The organism is Methylobacterium nigriterrae (genome assembly GCF_037106235.1).
GTDB lineage: Bacteria > Pseudomonadota > Alphaproteobacteria > Rhizobiales > Beijerinckiaceae > Methylobacterium > Methylobacterium nigriterrae.
On the sequence record NZ_JBAWTG010000009.1, the window covers coordinates 79,235 to 96,063 of the forward strand.

Genomic DNA, 16,829 nt, shown 5'->3' on the forward strand with positions numbered 1-16,829 from the left:
TCCGGGATCGGGCAAGCCCGTTCCGGGCCGGGAGGAGTTGAGGCGGGGCGGCCTGTCAGCGCCTGTGCTTCCGCACCTGGTCGCGGGCCGCCTCCAGCACCTTGTCGGGCGTGAAGCCGAACTTCTTCAGAAGGTCCTTGAGCGGGGCCGAGGAGCCGAAGGTGTGCATGCCGATGATCGTGCCGGAGGAGCCCGCGTAGCGGTCCCAGCCGATCACCGAGCCCTGCTCGACGGCGACGCGCGCCAGCACGTCCGGCGGCAGCACCGCGTTGCGGTAGCGCTCGTCCTGGCGCTCGAACAGGTCCCAGGAGGGCATGGAGACGACGCGCGCCCGCACGCCCTCCTGCTTCAGCGCCTCGTAGGCGCCGATGCAGAGCTGCACCTCCGAGCCCGAGCCGATCAGGATCACGTCGGGCGTGCCGTCGCTGTCGGCCAGAACGTAGGCGCCCCGCGCCACGCCGGCGGCGCTCGCGTAGCGCGCCCGGTCGAGGGTCGGCAGCGGCTGGCGGGAGAGGGCGAGCACCGCCGGCTGGTCCTTCAGCGAGAAGATCATCCGGTAGGCTTCCGCCACCTCGTTGGCGTCGGCCGGGCGCAGCGTCACCAGGCCGGGAATCGCGCGGAGCGACAGGAGCTGCTCCACCGGCTGGTGGGTCGGCCCGTCCTCGCCGACGCCGATCGAGTCGTGCGTGAAGACGTGGAAGATCGGCAATTCCATCAGCGAGGCGAGGCGGATCGGCGGCCGCATGTAGTCGGCGAAGACGAGGAAGGTGGCGCCGTAGGCGCGAAGCCCGACGAGGCCGAGGCCGTTCACGATCGAGCCCATCGCGTGCTCGCGCACGCCGAAATGGATGTTGCGCCCGCCCGGCTCGAACGGGGCCAGCGTGCCGGCCCCCTCGAATTCGAGCTTGGTCTTGTTGGACGGCGCGAGGTCGGCCGAGCCGCCGAGCATGAAGGGGACGTGCTGCGCGATGGCGTTCAGCACCTTGCCGGAGGATTCGCGGGTGGCGAGGCCCTTGGCGTCGGCGGGGAAAACCGGAATGTCGCGGTCCCAGCCCTCGGGCAGGCGCCCTTCGAGGAAGGCCGAGACGTCCTCGGCATGCTCCGGATCTCCCTCCTTCGCCGCCTTCAGGAAGCCCTGCCACTGGGCGTAGAGCGCGGCGCCGCGCGCGCCGATGCCGCCGCGGAAATTCTCGACGACGCCGTCGGGCACGAGGAACTGCGCCTCCTCCGGCCAGCCGTAGGCGCGCTTGGCGCCCCGGACCTCGTCCTCGCCGAGCGCGTCGGAATGGGCCTTGGCGGTGTTCTGCTTGCTCGGCGCGCCGTAGCCGATGATCGAGTTGACGATGATGATCGTCGGCCGGTCGGAGGATTGCAGGAAGGTCTCGAGCGCGGACGCGATCGCGTGCACATCGTTGGCGTCGGCGACCCGCAGCACCTGCCAGCCATAGGCCAGGAAGCGGGTTGCCACCTCCTCGCCGAAGGCGAGCTCGGTGTGGCCCTCGATCGTGATGGTGTTGTTGTCGTAGATCCAGCACAGGTTCGACAGGCGCAGATGGCCGGCGATCGAGGCGGCCTCGCCCGAGACGCCCTCCATCAGGTCGCCGTCCGAGCAGATCGCGTAGACATTGTAGTCGAACAGCGGCAATTCCGGCTTGTTGAGGCGCTCGCCCAGGAAGCGGCCGCCCATCGCCATGCCGACCGAGTTCGCCACCCCCTGGCCGAGCGGCCCGGTGGTGGTCTCGACGCCGGTGGTGAAGTGGTGCTCGGGGTGGCCGGGCGTGCGGCTGTCGAGCTGGCGGAACTGCTTGATGTCGTCGAGCGAGACGGCCGGCGCGTTGCCGCCGTCCTCGCGCGCCACGCCCGCCAGGTGAAGGAGCGCGTAGAGCAGCATCGAGGCGTGGCCGGCGGACAGCACGAAGCGGTCGCGGTTCGGCCAGTGCGGGTGGGCCGGGTCGTAGCGCAGGTAGCGGTTCCACAGGGTGTAGGCGACGGGGGCGAGCGCCATCGGGGCGCCGGCGTGGCCGGAATTCGCCTTCTGCACCGCGTCGATCGCCAGCGTGCGGATCGTGTCGATGCTGAGCTTCTCGACCTCGCTCAAGGCCGCCTTGGGTCCGGTCTCTGCTCCGCTCATGGTCTCGTCTTCCTAAAGGTCTGTCGCGTCACGTTCTGTCTGTCAGGCGCCGGCCGGCGCCTCGGCGGCGACGGGCACGGGCGGCACGGCGCCCGCGCGGTGGTGCCCGTGGTGCTTCCCCTCGCCCGTCCCCGCCGCGCCGCCCCGCTCCCGCGCCGGCCCCTCGGCCCGGCTGTAGTTCAGGATCGTGTTCACGAGCGCGACGTGGCTGAAGGCCTGCGGGAAGTTCCCGACGAGGCGCTTCTCCTCCTGATCGTACTCTTCCGCAACCAGCCCGAGGTCATTGCAGACCCCTATCAGGCGCTCGATGAGCTCGCGCGCCTCCTCCCGCCGGCCGAGGCCGATGAGATTGTCCGCATACCAGAAGCTGCAGGGGATGAAGGCGCCCTCGCCCCCCGGCAGGCCGTCCGTCTTCTGGCCCTCGGTGTCGTAGCGCAGGACGAAACCGTCCCGCATCAGGTGCTTGCCGATCGCCGCGACGGTGCCGACGACGCGGGGATCGTCCTGCGGCAGGAAGCCCATATGGGCGATGAGGAGCAGGCTCGCATCGAGCCTCTTCGAGCCGTAATACTGCACGAAGCTGCCGAGTTCCGCGTCGAACCCCTTCTCGCAGACCTCCCGGTGGATCCGGTCGCGGATGCCGCGCCAGCGGTCGAGCGGTGCGTCGGGGGCGAGGTGTCGCGCCTCCTCGTGGGCGCGGATCGCCCGGTCGAAGGCGACCCAGGCCATCACCTTCGAGTGCGTGAAGTGCTTGCGCCCGCCGCGCACCTCCCAGATGCCCTCGTCCGGCTCGTGCCAGACCTTCTCCAGGTGGCCCATCAGGGCGAGGCCGACGCGCCAGCCGTCCCGGTCGTCCGACAGGCCGCGGCGCCGCGCCTGGTAGAGCGCGTCGAACAATTCGCCGTAGACGTCGAGCTGGAACTGCGCGACCGCGGCGTTGCCGACCCGCACCGGCCTCGACCCCTCGTAGCCGGGCAGCCAGTCGAGCTCGATCTCGGGCAGCAGGCGCTCGCCCGCGATGCCGTAGAGGATGTGAGCCTGCTCCGGGTTGCCGGCGACCGCCCGCAGGAGCCAGTTGCGCCAGGCGCGCGCCTCCTCGACGAAGCCGGCATCCATGAGCGCCAGCAGCGTGAAGGTCGAGTCGCGCAGCCAGCAGAACCGGTAGTCCCAGTTGCGCACGCCGCCGAGCTGCTCGGGCAGCGAGGTGGTGGGCGCGGCCACGATCCCGCCGGTCGGCGCGTAGATCAGCGCCTTCAGCGTCAGGAGCGAGCGCCGGAGGATGTCGTCCCAGGGAGTGCCGCAGGCGCAGTGGCGCGACCAGTCCCGCCAGAAGCTGTCGGTGGCGGCCAGCACCTTGCGGGGCTCGACCGGGGCCGGGTCCTCCTCATGCGAGGCGGCGTAGCTGAGGGTGAAGGCCACGCTCTCGCCGGCCCGGACGGTGAATTCCGAGACCGTGGTCTGGTCGACTCCGTGGAGATGGGCCTGCGTGCGCAGGACGAGCTTGTGCGGCCCCGAGATGGCGCGCAGGTCGCCCCACTCGTTGTGCGAGACCCACGGCACGGCCGAGCCGTAGTCGAACCGGATCGCCAGATCCATCCGCATGGCGACCCGCCCGTGCACGCCCTCGACGAGGCGGATCAGGTGCGAGCCGTCCCCGGCCGGCATGTAGTCGGTGACGAGGACCTCGCCCTCGCGGGTCGCGTGGCGGGTCTCGAGAACGAGGGTACCGTCGCGGTAGCAGCGGCTGGTCTTGACGTGCTTCGCCACGGGCGCCAGGCGCCAGAAGCCGTGCTCGGGCGTGCCCAGCAGCGCCGCGAAGCAGGCGGAGGCGTCGAAGCGCGGCCAGCACAGCCAGTCGACGCTGCCGTCCCGGCTGATCAGCGCGGCGGTCCGGCAGTCGCCGACGAGCGCGTAATCCTCGATCCTGGCTGCCATCCTGGTCCCTGTCCCGCGGCGCCGCACCGCCAAGGCTCGACGGCGTCCACGTAATCCTGCCGGGGGCCAGGGTCCAGCCTGCTCACGCGATTGCGCGTGGCCGCACGAACGGCCGGGTCGGAGGCGGATCCCGGTCCGCGTCGGCGCTGGCGGTCGACCAGTGGGCGTCGGCGCAGGCGGTCGACCAGTGCGCGTCAGCGCAGGCGGTCGACCAGGACGGCGACGGAGCCGCCGAGCGCGGCGGCGCCCGTGCGCAGGAGGCCGGCGGCCCGGTCGGCGGCCCGATCGGCAGCTCGGGCGGCCGGCGCGAAGGGCAGAGCGAGGTCGGGCAGGGCAAAGTCGGGAAGGGCGAGGTCGGGCAGGGCAGGGTCGGGAACGGCGGGGTCCGGACGCTGCGGCTGCTCCGCCCCGGCGCGCTCGCCCACCGGCGCGGACGCCTTCATGGCCATGATGGGATCGGGGCGGCGCTGGCCCGCGGCCTCGCAGCGTTGGCAGGGGCCGCGCCGGGACGGCATCGCGGCGATGCGGGCGGCCGGGCGCGGCGCCGAGGCCGCCGCCCGCGTCTCGACGGGAGCCAGCGGATAGGCCTGGGCGAAGGCCAGGGCGGCGGGGACATGCGGCCCGGAACCCGCCGGGGCGGCCGGGTGGAAGGCTTCGGCGTCGATGATCCGGGCCTGCGCGGCGGCCGGGGCCGCGGGCGCCGCCGGGGGCGCCTCGGGGCGCGCCGGCTCGCGGCAGAGGAGCGAGAGGGCCGCCACCAGGACGGCGGTGACGAGGGTCGGCAGGAAGGGGAGCGCGACGCCCGAGCGCTCGGCGGTGGCGAGACCGTCCGGCATCGCCCCGACCGGGCCGCGCTTCGGGCTGTGCTTCGGGCTGTGCTTCGGGCTGTGGTCGGAGCTGCGACTCACACCAAACCTCGCCAGCATTCGCATCCGGGGCGAGAGTGCGTCGCGATTTGCGGCGGAAGCGGGGCCGTTTCCTTTCCGCTCGGTAACCTTCGGTCACGGGCTTGCGCGGGTCCCGCCGGCCCGGGCACGCCGCTTGCGTCCGGCAGCGGCGCCGGGCCACCGCCGGCCGCCGCAACCGAGGACGCCGCCCGAGCCGGGCCCCGATGACCGAATCGAACCTGACCGTCGCCGTGATCGACCCGAGCCGGGCCCGGGCCGCCATCCTGGAAGAGGGCCTGCGCGCCGCCGGCATCGGACGCGTCGCCATCATCCCCGACACCGCCGACCTCCTGGAGCGCGTCTCCACGCTGAGGCCCGACGTGGTGGTGATCCACCTCGAGAGCCCGAGCCGGGACATCCTCGAGCAGATGTCGGGGGTCTCCCGGCAGGTGGAGCGGCCGGTGGCGATGTTCGTCGACCGTTCGGACGCCACCATGATGCAGGCCGCGGTCGACGCGGGCATCTCGGCCTACGTGGTGGACGGGCTGCGCCCCGAGCGCATCAAGCCGATCCTCGACATCGCGATCCTGCGCTTCAACGCCTTCGCGCGGCTGCAGCGCGAATTGTCCGAGGCCCGCAGCGAACTCGCCGACCGCAAGATGATCGAGCGCGCCAAGGGCATCCTGATGAGCGTGAAGGGCCTGTCGGAGGACGAGGCCTACAAGCAGCTGCGCCGCAAGGCCATGAACGAGAAGCGCAAGATCGCCGACATCGCCCGCGCCATCGTGACGACCGCGGACCTGCTCGGATGAGGCTGCATCTCGGCTATATCCCCCTCTGCGACGCCGCCCCGCTGATCGCGGCGGCCGAGATGGGGTTCGGGCGCGAGGAGGGCCTCGACCTCGACCTCTCGCCCGAGCCTTCCTGGGCGACCCTGCGCGACCGGCTGGCGCTCGGCTACCTCGACGCCGCCCACATGCTGGCACCGCTCGCGCTCGCGAGCGCGCTGGGCCTCAGCGGCCCGCCCGCCGACCTCGCGGTGCCGCTCGGCCTCAGCCTGAACGGCAACGCCGTCACCCTGTCGAACGCCCTCTGGGACGCGATGGAGCCGGGCGACGACGGGCTCGACAGCGTCGCCCGCGCTCTCGCGCGCATCGTCGCGGCGCGCCGCCGGGAGGGCCGCCTGCTGACACTCGGCACCGTGCATCCCTTCTCGTGCCACACCTACCAATGGCGCCACCTGCTCGCGCGGGGCGGGCTCGACCTGTCGGCGATCCGCCTCGTGGCCGTGCCGCCGCAGCACAGCGTCGAGGCGCTCGCGCGCGGCCTCGTCGACGGGTTCTGCGCGGGCGCGCCCTGGAACTCGGTGGCGGTGGCGGCGGGGATCGGGCGGATCGCCGCCCTCGGCTGCGAGATCACGCCCGATTGCCCCGAGAAGGTCCTGGCGCTGTCCGGACGCCTCGGCGAGGCGGCCGTGCCGCTCGTGCGTGCGGTGGCCCGGGCGGGGCTCTGGTGCGCGCAGAGCGCCAACCGGACGGAGCTCGCGCATCGCCTCGCCCGCCGCTCGCATCTCGGGCAGGATGCGGGCCTGATCGCCCGCTGCCTCGAAGGCGAGATCGTCCTCGACGCGGCCGGCCGCCGGCGCACGGCGCCCGCCTATCTGCGCCTCGGCGCGGCGGCGCATGCCCCGGCCCGCACGCAGGCGCGCCGGCTGATGGCCGAGATGGCCCCGGCCGGGCAGCTTCCCCCGGGGCGCGACCTCGCGGGGGCCGCCGAATCCCTGTTCCGGCCGGACCTGTTCGAGGCGGCCGTGGCGACAGATTAGGCCGTCGCGGCGCCGCCCTGAGAGGGAGCGTACGAAGCCGCGCAAATCCGCCGCCGCCGGGGAACGGAAAGAACGGCTCGCCGTTGATTGCGCGCAATGCCCGGCTGCCGCAGCACCATCAGCGCGAACCTGCCTCCGATCCGGCGTGATCGGGTCGAGTTGTCGCGCTACGTGCGATTGCGGGCGGTGCCGCCGCGCCCTGCCAACGAGAACCGGCGGTCCTCCGCACCGAAGCTGTGGCACTGGGCGCTCGCGATCGGCACGGCCCCCACCATCGGCATCGCGCTCGCTCTCTCGATCCTGATCTGATCGGGCGACCCCGGGCGGGCGACACCGTCGCCCGCCCGCGCCGGTCTGCATCTTTCGACTCCAATCGCCTGAATTTTGTGCAGTGCACGCGCTCGGCGCGGGCGCCTGAGCGTGGCCGCGCCCGCACCGGAATTCCCGAGGGCGCTCAATCCTCAAGGTAGCCGCCCGCCGGGCTTGGCACGGAACCTGCTGTTCCTCACGGGTCCGTCAACGGCGACGGGCAGCACCGTCAGCGAGGCCGCTGATCCGGTCATCTCGCGGGTGCGACCCGCGGCGGACGACCGGCAGCGGCTTTTTCTTTCCGATCCGGCGGCCCGCCAACCCACACCCGAGGACGAGACCCGACACGCGATGGCGATAACCCGGACGGACCCTGAGTCGAGGGCGCGCGAGCGCCTCGTCGTCGTCGGCAACGGCATGGCCTCCCTGCGCTTCCTCGAGCGCCTGACCGAGCGCGCGCCCGGCCGCTACGACGTCACGGTGGTCGGCGCCGAGCCGGTGGCCGCCTACAACCGGGTCCTGCTGTCCTCGCTGCTCGGCGGCGAGGTCGACGAGGCGGCCTGCGCCTTCCGGAGCCTCGACTGGTACGCCGAGCACGGCATCCGCCTGATCACGGGCGCCCCCGTGACGGCGATCGACCGGGAGAGCGCCCTGGCCATCGCCGGCGAGACCCACGTCCTGCCCTTCGACAAGCTGATCCTCGCCGTCGGCTCCGCCCCGATCCGCCTGGCTAGGCCCGGCATGGACCTGCCGGGCGTCATCACCTTCCGGGATCTCGCCGACGTGGCGGCGATCCGCAAGGCGGCCGTCCGGCACGCCAGGGCGGTCGTCATCGGCGGCGGCCTGCTCGGGCTCGAGGCGGCGGTCGGCCTGGCGCGCCTCGGCATCGACACGACGCTGCTGCACGTCATGGACCGCCTGATGGAGCGCCAGCTCGACCAAGCGGCCGCCGGCCTCGTGAAGCGGGCGATGGAGGCCCGCGGCGTCAAGGTGATGCTCGGGGCCGATACCGCCGCCATCGAGGGCGGAGCCCGCGTCGAGCGCCTGCGCCTCGCCGACGGCACCGTGCTGCCGGCAGACCTCGTGGTGATGTCGGTCGGCGTGCGCCCCTCGGTCGCGCTGGCGAGGGGGGCGGGCCTCGCGACCGGCCGCGGCATCACCGTCGACGACCGGATGACCACCTCCGACCCCCGCATCTTCGCGCTCGGCGAGTGCGCCGAGCACCGGGGCCAGGTCTACGGCCTCGTCGAGCCGGCCTACGAGCAGGCGGAGACCCTGAGCCGCCACCTGGCGGGGGACGACGCGGCCTATCTCGGCACGGCGCTCTCCACGAGCCTCAAGGTCTCGGGGCTGCCCGTCTTCTCGGCCGGCGCCGTCGACACGCCGGAGGGCGCCGAGGCGATCGTGCTGAGCGATCCGGGCGCGGGCCTCTACCGGAAGCTCCTCGTCGAGGGCGGGCGCCTGATCGGCGCGGTCTTCGTCGGCGACATCGGCGAGCAGGGCTGGTGCAAGGCCCTGATCCGCTCCGGCGAGCCGGTCACCGGCCATCTCGACGATCTCATGTTCGGGCGCACGCCGCCCCGGACCCTCGCAGCGTAACGGAGGCCGCGCGTGCCCGAAGACTTCAACGCCGAGCAGAAGCGCTATCTCGAAGGCTTCGCCTCCGGCATCGCCGCCGCCCGGATGACCGGCGGCCTCAGCGCCGGCCAGGGGGCGGGCGTGCCGCCGACCGAGCCGACGGGACCCGACGCGCCTCACATCAAGGCGCAGGACCGGACCGTCCGGGACGGCGGCAAGCTCTGCGACCAGGAGAAGTGGAAGCGGGCCGAGAACCCGTTCGAGGGCCATAACCGGCTGATCGGCGAGGCCGCGACCGGCAAGGCGCCGAAGCCCGAGGACAATTTCCGCTGGCGCTATCACGGCCTGTTCTGGGTGGCGCCCGCGCAGAATTCCTACATGTGCCGCCTGCGCATCCCGAACGGCATCCTGCAGCATTGGCAATTCTCAGGGGTCGCCGACCTCGCCGACGCGCATGGCGGCGGCTACGCCCACGTGACGACGCGGGCGAATCTCCAGGTCCGCGAGATCGCGCCCGAGCACGGCCAGCCTTTCCTCGACGGACTGGTCGACCTCGGCCTGACCGCCCGGGGCGCGGGCGCCGACAACATCCGCAACGTGACGGGCTCGCCGGTCGCAGGGATCGACGCGCGGGAACTCATCGACACGCGGCCGCTGGCCAAGTCCTGGCACAACTGGATCCTGAACGACCGCTCCCTCTTCGGCCTGCCGCGCAAGTTCAACGTCGCCTTCGACGGCGGCGGCGTCATGCCGGTGCTCGAGGAGACGAACGACATCGGCTTCCAGGCCGTGCGGGTCCTCGACGGCGCCACGGTCGAGCCCGGCATCTGGATGCGCCTCGTGCTCGGCGGCATCTCGGGCCACCGCGACCTCGCCCGCGACACCGGGATCGTCCTCAGGCCCGAGGATTGCAACCGGGTGGCCGACGCGATCCTGCGCGTCTTCATCGAGAACGGCGACCGCACCAACCGCAACAAGGCCCGGATGAAGTACGTCCTCGACGCCTGGGGCTTCGACAAGTACCTCGCCGCCGTCGAGGAGAAGCTCGGGCATCCGCTCGACCGGGTCGATCCGGCGCGGATCGCGCCGCGCGGCCCGATGGACCGCTTCGCGCATGTCGGCGTCCACGCCCAGGTCCAGGCGGGCCTGAACTGGGTCGGGGTGATCCTGCCGGTGGGCCGGATGACCACCGACCAGATGCGGGTGCTCGCCGGGATCGCCCGCGATTGCGGCGACGGGCAGATCCGCCTGACCGTCTGGCAGAACTTCCTGTTCTCGGGCGTGCCCGATGCCAAGCTCGCCGAGGTCGAGGCGCGGGTCGCCGCGCTCGGCCTCACCACGCGCGCGTCGAGCATCCGGGCCGGCCTCGTCGCCTGCACGGGCAACCGCGGCTGCAAGTTCGCGGCCTCCGACACGAAGGGCCACGCGCTCCTCATCGCCGACTACATCGAGGCGCGCGTGAAGGAGCTCGACGTGCCGGTGAACCTGCACCTCACGGGCTGCCACCACAGCTGCGCCCAGCACTACATCGGCGATATCGGGCTGATCGGCGCCAAGGTCGTGGTCTCGGAGGAGGGTGACACGGTCGAGGGCTACGACATCGTGGTCGGCGGCGGCTTCGGCGACAGCCCGAGGATCGGCACGGAGATCTGGAAGGCCGTGAAGGCCGATGACTGCCCCGGCCGCGTCGAGGCTCTGCTGCGCGCCTATCTCGCGGGCCGCGAGGGCATGTCCGAGAGCTTCCAGGCCTTCACCGCCCGCACCGGTCCCGAAACCCTCCGTTCGCTGGCCGAAGACCAGCCCGTCCTGAAGGCCGCAGCATGAGCGAGCACGTCGCGCCCCCTCTCGTCCTCATCCCCGAGAGCGCCCCGTTCTCGGCGGACCAGCGCTCCTGGCTGTCCGGCTACTTCGCGGCACTCCTCGGCCCTGCGGTGGAGGGGGCGACCGCGCTCGCCCCCGGCGAGGCGCCGGGTGGTCCCCAGCTCGCCGACAACGGCGACGCGCCCTGGCACGACCCGTCGATCGGGATCGGCGAGCGCATGGACTTGGCGAAGGACCGCTCCGAGCCGCAGAAGTTGATGGCCGCCATGGCCCAGCAGGATTGCGGCCAGTGCGGCTACAATTGCGCGGACTACGCCAACGCGATCTTCCTGAAGAGCGAGGAGCGGCTGAACCTCTGCCAGCCCGGCGGCAAGGACACGCTGCGGATGCTGAAGAAGCTGGGGGAGGAGTTCGGCGCGGGCGGTGGCGCGGCCAAGGCGCCCGCCGCCGACGGCGAGGCCGCCCCGAGAAAGGAGGCCGCGCTCGGGCCGCTCGGCTTCTGCCGCGAGAACCCGGTCGAGGCGACCTTCGTCTCCCGCACGCGCCTCAACGCGCCGGGCGGCGAGAAGGAGACCTGGCACATCGAGATCGACCTGACGGAGACGCCGATTACCTACGTCGTCGGCGATTCGCTCGGCCTGTTCCCGGCGAACGCCCCGGCTCTCGTCGACGCGGTGATCGCCGAGCTCGGCGCCCGGCCGGAGCGGATCATCGGGGCCAAGATCCTGCGGCAGGCGCTGCTGACCGACTACGCGCTCGGCGCGGCGCCCGACGGGCTCTACCAGCTCCTCTCGCTGCTCACGAGCGGGGAGGCGCGCAGGAAGGCGCAGGCGCTGGCCGCCGGCGAGGATCCGGACGGGGACGCCGCCCATCTCGACGTGCTCGGCGCGCTCCACAAGTTCCCGGGCGCACGCCCCGACGCCGAGGTCTTCCTCGAATCCCTCGACGAACTGCAGCCACGGCTCTACTCGATCTCCTCCTCGCCGAAGGCCGATCCGGGCCGGGTGTCGCTCACCGTCGACGCGGTGCGCTACAACCACCGCTCGCGGCTGCGCCTCGGTGTCGCCTCGACCCATCTCGGCGAGCGCGTTCCCGAGAGGACCCGCGTCAAGGTCTACCTGCAGAAGGCGCACGGCTTCGGCCTGCCCGACGACCCCTCGAAGGATGTGATCATGTGCGGGCCGGGCACCGGCATCGCCCCGTTCCGCGCCTTCCTGCGCGAGCGCGCCGCCACCCGGGCGCCCGGCCGCAACTGGCTGTTCTACGGCCACCAGCGCCAGGCCTCGGACTTCTTCTACAAGGACGAACTCAACGGGCTGAAGGACGCGCGTGTGCTCACCCGCCTGTCGCTCGCCTGGTCGCGCGACGGCACCGAGAAGACCTACGTGCAGGACCGCATGCGCGAGAACGGGCCTGAATTGTGGAAGTGGCTCGAGAGCGGCGCCCATTTCTACGTCTGCGGCGACGCCAAGCGCATGGCCAAGGACGTGGAGCGGGCGATCATCGACGTCGCGGCCGAGCACGGCCGGAAGACCCCCGACGAGGCGGTGGCCTACCTCGCGGCCCTCAAGAAAGCCGGCCGCTACCAGGCCGACGTGTACTGACTTGAGCAACGCCCCCTCTCCCGTTCGGGAGAGGGTTGGGGTGAGGGGTGCGAGGCGCCCGGAAAAGTCGCCCCCCTCACCCGGCGCGCTGACGCGCACTCGACCTCTCCCGGACGGGAGAGGTGGGGCGCCCCGGCCCGACTCTTGCTCACCTGAACGCCGCGAGACGCACCCCAAGACGCACCCCAAGACGCACCCGAGGATTCTCCATGACCGCACCTCAGCCGGAGACGCCGTCCGCCGTGCGAACCACCTGCCCGTATTGCGGCGTCGGCTGCGGGGTGCTCGCCACCCCGGACGGCCGGGGCGGTGCCGGGATCGCGGGCGATCCCGAGCATCCGGCGAATTTCGGCCGCCTCTGCTCCAAGGGCTCGGCGCTCGGCGAGACGCTGTCGCTGGAGAACCGCCTGCTGCACCCGATGCTCGACGGGGCCCGCGTCTCCTGGGAGGCGGCGCTCGGCGCGGTCGCCGGCGGCCTCCGCCGGACCGCCGAGGCCCACGGGCCCGACGCGATCGCCTTCTACCTGTCGGGTCAATTGCTCACGGAGGATTACTACGTCGCCAACAAGCTCGCGAAGGGCTTCATCGGCACGCCGCACGTCGACACCAACTCGCGGCTCTGCATGTCTTCCGCGGTCGCGGCGCACCGGCGCGCCTTCGGCTCCGACACGGTGCCGGGCTGCTACGAGGATCTCGACGAGGCCGACCTCATCGTGCTCGTCGGCTCGAACGCGGCCTGGTGCCACCCGATCCTGTTCCGCCGCATGGCGGACGCGCGCATGAGGCGCGGCGCCAAGCTCGTGGTGATCGATCCCCGCCGCACCCAGACGGGCGAGGAGGCCGACCTGTTCCTCGGGCTGAGGCCCGGCACCGACACGGCCCTGTTCTCGGGCCTCCTCGTGCACCTCGCGGAGACGGGCGGCCTCGACCGGCGCTTCATCGCCGAGCACACGTCCGGGTTCGAGGCGGCGCTGGACCGCGCCCGCCTCATCGCGCCGAGCCTTGCCGCCACCGCCGCCGCCACGGGCCTGGCGGAGGCCGAGATCGCCCGCTTCGTCGACCTGTTCGCGCGGACGAAGCGGGTCGTCACCGCCTTCTCGCAGGGTGCCAACCAGTCGGCCCAGGGGACCGACAAGGGCAACGCCATCATCAACTGCCACCTCGCCACGGGGCGGATCGGGCAGCCCGGCCAGGGGCCGTTCTCGCTGACCGGCCAGCCGAACGCCATGGGCGGGCGCGAGGTCGGGGGCCTGGCCAACATGCTGGCGGCCCACATGCACTTCGCGCCCGAGGAGGTCGACCGCGTCCGCCGCTTCTGGGGGGCGCCGCGCATCATCACGGGCGAGGGCATGAAGGCGGTGGCGCTGTTCGAGGCGATCGACCGGGGCAAGATCAGGGCGCTCTGGGTGATGGGCACGAACCCCCTCGTGTCGATGCCCCGCGCCGATGCCATCAGGGCGTCGCTCAAGAAGCTCGACCTCTACGTGGTCTCGGAGGCCGTCTCCGACAGCGACACGGCCAGGGCCGCGGGCAAGCGCACGGTGCTGCTGCCCGCGCTCGCCTGGGGCGAGAAGAACGGCACGGTCACGAACTCGGAGCGGCGCATCTCGCGCCAGCGGAGTTTCCTGAAGGCTCCCGGCGAGGCCCGGCCCGACTGGGCGATCGTCAGCGACGTCGCGCGCCGCCTCGGGCACGGCAAGAGCTTCGCCTACCTCTCGGCGGCGGCGATCTTCCGCGAGCACGCGGCGCTCTCGGGCTTCGAGAACAACGGCAGCCGCGACTTCGATATCGGCGCCCTGAGCGACCTCAGCGACGCGGCCTACGCGGCCAATCCCCCCGTGCAGTGGCCGCTGCCGAAGCGCGGGGCGGCCAAGGGCCGCGCCCGCCTCTTCGCGGACGGGCGCTTCTACACCTTCGACCAGCGCGCCCGCTTCGTCGCCGTGCAGCCGCCGGCGCTCGCGCAGGAGACGAGCGCGGAGTACCCGCTCGTCCTCAACACCGGCCGCGTGCGCGACCACTGGCACACCATGACCCGCACCGGGAAGAGCCAGCGCCTCTCGGCGCACCGCTCGGTCCCCTTCGTGGAGATCCACCCGGACGACGCGGCCGCCTTCGGCCTCGCGGAGGGGGGCATCGCCGAGGTGGCGACGGCCCACGGCACGGCCGAGCTCGAGCTGGTGGTCACGGCGGGAATCCGTCCCGGCACCCTGTTCATGCCCATGCACTGGAGCGACATGAACGCCTCGAAGGCCCGGGTCGGCGCCGTGGTGCGGGGCGTGCCGGATCCCGTCTCGGGCCAGCCCGAGCTCAAGGCGACGCCGGCCCGGATCCGGCCGGTCGCCTACCGCTCGCGCGGCTTCCTGCTGACCCGCGAGCCGCTCGCGGCGCCCTCCGGCTGGTGGTGGGCGCGCGCCGCGATCCAGGGCGGCTCGGGCCTGCAATTCGCCGCGCAGGACGGCTCCCGCGAGATCGCGCTGCTGATGCGGGGCGCCTTCCAGGGGCTGGAGCTCGCCGAGTACGCCGACCATGCCCGCGGGCGCTACCGCTGCGCCGTCTACCGGGAGGGCCGCCTCGTCGCCAGCCTGTCGCTCGCGCCCGCCGAGGACAAGCCCGACTGGGAAGCCGCCAAGGCCCTGTTCGCCGAGGATCAGCCCGAGGCGCCGGTGCGGCGCGCGCTGCTCTCCGGCCGCGCCGCCGCCGCGGCGGCCGGCCCCACGATCTGCGCCTGCCACGGCGTCGGCCTCGACGCCATCGCGGGCGCGATCGCGGCCGGCGCCGGCACCGTCGAGGCGGTCGGCGCGGCCTGCAAGGCGGGCACGAATTGCGGCTCCTGCATACCCGAGATCCGCAAGCTCCTGCCCGAAACGCTTGCGCGCAGCGCGGCTTGAGCCCCATGGTGCGGGGCGGTGCCGCGTGGCGCGACGCGCCACCTCTCCCGTGCGGGAGAGGTCGAGTCCGCCTCACGCGGACAGGGTGAGGGGTACGACGCATTCGGAGAGGTCGCACCCCTCACCCTGTCCCTCTCCCGCACGGGAGAGGGGACCCGAGCCCTGTCCCTCTCCCGCACGGGAGAGGGGACCCGAGCCCTGTCCCTCTCCCGCACGGGAGAGGGGACCCGAGCATCGTCCGGCACCGCCTGCGTTCTCAAGTCCAACCGGCATCGACACCATGAGCACACCCCGCCAGCCCCGCGAGACGCGCGGTCCCGGCCTCGAACCCCTGGCGGTCCTGCCCGTCTTCGTGCCGCTCCAGGGGCGGCGCGCGGTGCTGGCCGGCTCGAGCGGCGGCGCGCCCTGGAAGGTGAAGCTGCTCGCGGCCGCGGGCGCGGAGGTCGACGTCTACGCGCCGGAGCCGGGCGAGGAACTCGCCGCCGTCCCCTCGGAGATCGTGGCGGGCCGCGTCACGCTGCACGCGCGCCGCTGGACGCCGGCGGACCTCGCCGGCGCCGCCTTCGCCATCGGCGCGATGGAGGACGAGGCCGAGTGCGTCGCCTTCGTGGAGGCCGCGCGCGCGGCAGGCTGCATCGTCAACGCGATCGACCGGCCCCATCTCTGCGACGTCAAGTTCGGCGCCATCGTCAACCGCTCGCCCCTCGTCGTCGGCATCTCGACCGAGGGAGCGGCGCCGGTCTTCGGCCAGACCGTGCGGGCCCGCATCGAGGCGATGCTGCCGCGCGGCTTCGCGGCCTGGGTGGCCGCCGCCCGCGACTGGCGCGAGGGCATCCAGGCCCGCTTCCACGCCTTCGCCGAGCGCCGCGCCTTCTGGGAGCGCTTCAGCGACCGCGCCTTCGCGGAGCCCGACCGGGCGCCGACCGAGGCCGACCTCGCCGACCTCATCGGGCAGATGCAGGCCGCCCCGCGCGGCGGCGCCGTCACCCTGGTCGGCGCCGGGCCGGGCGATGCCGAGCTCCTGACGCTCAAGGCGCTGCGCGCGCTCCGCAACGCCGACGTGATCCTGTACGACGACCTCGTCGCCCCCGAGATCCTCGACTACGCCCGGCGCGAGGCCCGCACCATGCTGGTCGGCAAGACGGGGCACGGCCCCTCCTGCCGCCAGGACGACATCAACGCCCTGATGGTGTCGCTCGCCCGGACCGGCAAGCAGGTGGTGCGGCTGAAGTCCGGCGACCCCCTGGTCTTCGGGCGGGCCGGTGAGGAGATCGACGCCTGCCGCGCGGCCGGCATCCCCGTCACGGTGGTGCCGGGGGTGAGCGCGGCGCAGGGCGCGGCCGCCGCCCTCGGCGTGTCGCTGACCCACCGCGACGCGGCGCGCCGCCTGCAATTCGTCACCGGCCACGACCGGCGCGGGGCGCTGCCCGACGACCTGAACTGGGGCGCGCTCGCCGACCCGAGCGTGACCACCGTCGTCTACATGCCCAAGCGCACCCTGCCGGCGCTGCTGGCGCGGGCGATCGCCGAGGGGCTCGAGCCCGCCACCCCGGCCCTCGTCGTCTTCAACGCGACGCGGCCGGGCCAGGCCGTGGTCCGGGGCAGCGCCGAGAGCCTCGCCGACCGGGTCGAGGCCTCGGGCCACGAGGGCCCGGCGATCCTGATGGTGGGCGAGGCGCTCGCCCGCGGCGTTGCCGCGCTGCCGGCGGAATCGGGCGAGGCCGCCGCCGCATCCTGACGGGGCGAGGCGGCCGAGCTCCAACCCGCTTCCCCGTCCCGAGGCGCCGGAGCGCGGCGGAGGCCTCGAAGGAGGCCTCCCCATCCCGTTCGCTCCTTCGGGGGCGGTTGCCC

General features: G+C 73.0%; 11 protein-coding genes. 8 read left to right on the forward strand and 3 right to left on the reverse strand.

Going from position 1 to position 16,829, the window contains the following annotated elements:
• Positions 1–55: 55 nt before the first annotated feature.
• From tkt to WDW90_RS07945, 3 genes are all read right to left on the reverse strand, one after another.
• On the reverse strand, positions 56–2,131 hold the full coding sequence (gene tkt, locus WDW90_RS07935) for a transketolase (RefSeq protein ID WP_336486815.1): 2,076 nt from the start codon (positions 2,129–2,131) through the stop codon (positions 56–58).
• 42 nt (positions 2,132–2,173) lie between these two features.
• Positions 2,174–4,066 (reverse strand): glycoside hydrolase family 15 protein, encoded by a 1,893-nt coding sequence (locus tag WDW90_RS07940; protein WP_336486816.1) that lies wholly within the window; start codon positions 4,064–4,066, stop codon positions 2,174–2,176.
• 194 nt (positions 4,067–4,260) lie between these two features.
• Complete coding sequence (locus tag WDW90_RS07945) at positions 4,261–4,974, reverse strand: hypothetical protein (RefSeq protein WP_336486817.1); 714 nt, start codon at positions 4,972–4,974, stop codon at positions 4,261–4,263.
• A gap of 203 nt (positions 4,975–5,177) precedes the next feature.
• On the opposite strand from WDW90_RS07945, the gene WDW90_RS07950 reads away from it, so the two are divergent.
• From WDW90_RS07950 to cysG, 8 genes are all read left to right on the forward strand, one after another.
• Positions 5,178–5,765, forward strand: coding sequence for an ANTAR domain-containing response regulator (locus WDW90_RS07950; protein ID WP_336486818.1), 588 nt, complete (start codon positions 5,178–5,180; stop codon positions 5,763–5,765).
• Positions 5,762–6,778, forward strand: coding sequence for a CmpA/NrtA family ABC transporter substrate-binding protein (locus WDW90_RS07955; protein WP_336486819.1), 1,017 nt, complete (start codon positions 5,762–5,764; stop codon positions 6,776–6,778). The genes WDW90_RS07950 and WDW90_RS07955 overlap by 4 nt, the downstream gene beginning before the upstream one ends.
• A gap of 96 nt (positions 6,779–6,874) precedes the next feature.
• On the forward strand, positions 6,875–7,087 hold the full coding sequence (locus WDW90_RS07960; RefSeq protein WP_336486820.1) for a hypothetical protein: 213 nt from the start codon (positions 6,875–6,877) through the stop codon (positions 7,085–7,087).
• Positions 7,088–7,438: 351 nt separating this feature from the next.
• The gene (locus WDW90_RS07965; RefSeq protein WP_336486821.1) at positions 7,439–8,686 is read left to right on the forward strand and encodes an NAD(P)/FAD-dependent oxidoreductase; all 1,248 of its coding nucleotides are present in this window, start codon (positions 7,439–7,441) and stop codon (positions 8,684–8,686) included.
• Between the two features lie 12 nt (positions 8,687–8,698).
• Positions 8,699–10,489 carry a NirA family protein gene (locus WDW90_RS07970; RefSeq protein ID WP_336486822.1) on the forward strand — a complete coding sequence of 597 codons (1,791 nt, stop codon included), beginning with the start codon at positions 8,699–8,701 and terminating at the stop codon, positions 10,487–10,489.
• Positions 10,486–12,090 (forward strand): sulfite reductase subunit alpha, encoded by a 1,605-nt coding sequence (locus WDW90_RS07975; RefSeq protein ID WP_336486823.1) that lies wholly within the window; start codon positions 10,486–10,488, stop codon positions 12,088–12,090. The genes WDW90_RS07970 and WDW90_RS07975 overlap by 4 nt, the downstream gene beginning before the upstream one ends.
• 209 nt (positions 12,091–12,299) lie before the next feature.
• Positions 12,300–14,978 (forward strand): molybdopterin-dependent oxidoreductase, encoded by a 2,679-nt coding sequence (locus WDW90_RS07980; RefSeq protein ID WP_336486825.1) that lies wholly within the window; start codon positions 12,300–12,302, stop codon positions 14,976–14,978.
• A 280-nt stretch (positions 14,979–15,258) separates the two neighbouring features.
• Positions 15,259–16,716 (forward strand): siroheme synthase CysG, encoded by a 1,458-nt coding sequence (cysG, locus tag WDW90_RS07985; protein WP_336486826.1) that lies wholly within the window; start codon positions 15,259–15,261, stop codon positions 16,714–16,716.
• Positions 16,717–16,829: the final 113 nt, after the last annotated feature.

Coding starts and splice junctions, on each gene's coding strand:
- WDW90_RS07950 (WP_336486818.1), top strand. CDS start 5,178: ATGACCGAATCGAACCTGACCGTCGCCGTGATCGACCCGAGCCGGGCC.
- WDW90_RS07980 (WP_336486825.1), top strand. CDS start 12,300: ATGACCGCACCTCAGCCGGAGACGCCGTCCGCCGTGCGAACCACCTGC.
- WDW90_RS07955 (WP_336486819.1), top strand. CDS start 5,762: ATGAGGCTGCATCTCGGCTATATCCCCCTCTGCGACGCCGCCCCGCTG.
- WDW90_RS07940 (WP_336486816.1), bottom strand. CDS start 4,066: ATGGCAGCCAGGATCGAGGATTACGCGCTCGTCGGCGACTGCCGGACC.
- tkt (WP_336486815.1), bottom strand. CDS start 2,131: ATGAGCGGAGCAGAGACCGGACCCAAGGCGGCCTTGAGCGAGGTCGAG.
- WDW90_RS07960 (WP_336486820.1), top strand. CDS start 6,875: ATGCCCGGCTGCCGCAGCACCATCAGCGCGAACCTGCCTCCGATCCGG.
- cysG (WP_336486826.1), top strand. CDS start 15,259: ATGAGCACACCCCGCCAGCCCCGCGAGACGCGCGGTCCCGGCCTCGAA.
- WDW90_RS07975 (WP_336486823.1), top strand. CDS start 10,486: ATGAGCGAGCACGTCGCGCCCCCTCTCGTCCTCATCCCCGAGAGCGCC.
- WDW90_RS07965 (WP_336486821.1), top strand. CDS start 7,439: ATGGCGATAACCCGGACGGACCCTGAGTCGAGGGCGCGCGAGCGCCTC.